The sequence below is a fragment of the Streptomyces sp. NPDC107498 genome, assembly GCF_055582805.1.
The window spans coordinates 1-2630 of the sequence record NZ_JBVJPE010000059.1; the positions used below are offsets into that span (position 1 = coordinate 1).

1 protein-coding gene and 1 pseudogene are annotated in these 2630 nt (G+C 72.9%); both read right to left on the reverse strand.

Annotation, left to right across the window (positions count from 1 at the left end; genetic code table 11):
* A partial coding sequence (locus ACZ66Z_RS36670; RefSeq protein ID WP_469940312.1) for a molybdopterin-dependent oxidoreductase occupies positions 1 to 2477 on the reverse strand: 2477 nt, incomplete at its 3' end.
* Positions 2474 to 2630: pseudogene (locus ACZ66Z_RS36675) on the reverse strand (FAD binding domain-containing protein); the annotation flags it as partial. The pseudogene ACZ66Z_RS36675 and the gene ACZ66Z_RS36670, both read right to left, overlap by 4 nt.

A 2630-nucleotide genomic window follows, 5' to 3' on the forward strand; every position in this document is an offset into this window, starting at 1 on the left:
AGGGCCTGCGCGACCCCGCCCTCGACCTGGCCCCGGCACTGCATCGGGTTCATCACCTTCCCGGCGTCGGCCGCGTGCACGCTGCGCAGGATCCGGATCTCCCCGGTGTCGGGGTCGACGGCGAGGCGGAACCACTGGGCGTTGAAGGCGACCGAGCGCGGCGAGCCGCCCCAGTGCCCGTCGGCCGCCAGTTCCTCGGTCGCGCCAAGGGCGTGGGCCGCTTCGTACAGCTCCTTCAGCGTCACCGTACGGCCGGCGCAGTCGACGGCCTCGGCGCCGAGCACGCACAGGTGCCGGGCGACGCCGGTGTGGCGGGCTGCGAGGGTGCGCAGGCGTTCGGCGAGCGAGGTGGCGGCCAGGAGGACGGCCTTGCCGGCGACGACGGTGCCCGCGGAGGCGAAGGCGCCGGTGTCGTGGCGCACGACGTCGGTGTCGGACTGGCGGACGGCGAGGCGGTCCTCGGTGGTGTTGAGGGCGCCGGCGGTGATCTGCTGGTGGACGGTGGTGGTGCCGTTGCCGAACTCGGCGGTGCCCACCGCGATGTCGTACGTCCCGTCCGGAAGGAGCGAGACGCGGGCGTCGGCGTGGTGGCCGCCCGGCGGTCCGGTCGCGATCATCGCCATCCCGGTGCCCTGCCCGACCAGCCAGCCCTCGGGCGCGTCCTCGGCGCTGCGGTCCTCCGCGAGGGCCTTGCGTACGACGGCCAGGCACTGGTCGAGGCCGTAGGAGGCGATGTGCAGGTCCTCCTCCTCGCCGATCGGGCTGTGCAGGGACTCGCCCGGGCCGATGACGTTCTTCTCGCGGAAGAGCAGGGGGTCCGTGCCGAGGCGGCGGGCGAGTTCGTCCATCACGGACTCGACGGCGAAGGTGACCTGACCGAGGCCGTAGCCGCGGAAGGCGCCGGCCGGGACGACGTTGGTGTAGACGGAGTAGGCGTCGACCTTCTTGTGCGGGGCGCGGTAGACGGCGAAGGACTCGCCGACGCTGTGGAACATGACGGCGGGGCCGTGGTTGCCGTACGCGCCGGTGTTGGAGACCACCCGCATCCGCACGGCGGTGAGGGTGCCGTCGGCGCGGGCTCCGGCCTTGATCCCGATGGTGAACGGGTGCCGGGTGGTGGCCCCGTGGAACTGCTCGGCCCGGGTGTACTCCAGCTTCACCGGCCGCCGCAGCTTCAGTGCGGCCAGGGTGACGACGTCCTCGGTGAGCATCTCCTGCTTGCCGCCGAAACCCCCGCCGACCCGGCCCGCGACCACCCGCACCTCGTCCTCCGGCAGACCGTAGAGGGCGCACAGCGCCCGCCGGGTCAGGAACGGGGTCTGCGTGGAGGAGCGGACGGTGAGGCGCTCCCCGCTGCCGTCCTCCTTCGGCTCGAAGTACGCGACGCAGCCGTGGGTCTCCAGACTGGCGTGCTGGACGCGCTGGGTGCGGAAGGTCTCCTCGTACACGACGTCCGCCTCGGCGAAGCCCCGCTCGACGTCACCGATCTCGCCGTGCACCTCGCCCGCCACGTTGTTCTCGACCCGGGCGATGCGCACCTCCGGTCCCTTGCCCGCGTGGACGACGGGCGCGCCGGGACGCATCGCCTCCTCCGGGTCGGTGACGTACGGGAGTTCCTCGTACGTGACCTCGATCCGGCGGCAGCCCTCCTCGGCCGCCCGCTCGCTGTCGGCGACCACCGCCGCGACCCGCTGGCCCACGTACCGCACCACGTCGTCCAGGACCCGGGTGTCGTCGGGATCCTCGGTGGGGTGCTCGTGGCGGGCGGAGGAGTACAGCGTCGCCGGCGCGTCCTCGTGCGTGAGGACGGCGACCACCCCCGGCACGCGCAGCGCGGCGGTGGTGTCGATCGCCAGGACCCGGGCGTGCGGGTGCGGCGAGCGCAGCAGCTTCATGTGCAGCAGACCCGGCACCTCGACGTCGAAGGTGTAGCGGGCGGTGCCGGTGACGACCTGCGGCCCGGCCGGTGCGCCGACGTTCCGCCCCACCGCCTTTCCCGCGCAGGGCCGTTCGGTGTGCTTCACGCCCCGCACGGCGTCCTCGATCGCCCGGTAACCCGTGCAGCGGCAGATGTTCCCCTTGAAGGCCCGGGGGAGGTCGTCGAGCTTCCCGTCGTCGTGCTCCGAGCCCCGCTCGGCCTCCAGGGCGGCGGTGGTCATCAGGAACCCGGCCGTGCAGAAGCCGCACTGGTACCCCTGTGCGTCGAGGAACTTCCGCTGCACCGGGTGGAGTTCACCGTCCCGGGCGGCCAGTCCCTCCACCGTGGTGACGGACCGGCCCTCGGCCCGTACGGCAGGGTACAGGCAGCTGTGCACGGGCTCCCCGTCGACGTGCACGGTGCAGGCCCCGCAGTCACCGGCGTCGCAGCCCTTCTTCACCCCGAACCAGCCGCGCTCGCGCAGGTAGGTGCGCAGACACTGGCCGGCGCGCGGTTCGTCGTCGAACGGGCGGCCGTTGACCTGGATGTCGAAGCTCATCGGGAACCTTCCCGGGTGTCGTCGGGGGTGGTCAGTTCGCGGCGGACCTCCTCGGCGAGGCGCAGCGCCATGTGCCGTCGCCACGCGGGCAGTCCGTGGATGTCGTCGAACCACTCGGCGTCGGATACGGCGGAGTCGATGGCCGTGCGGAGG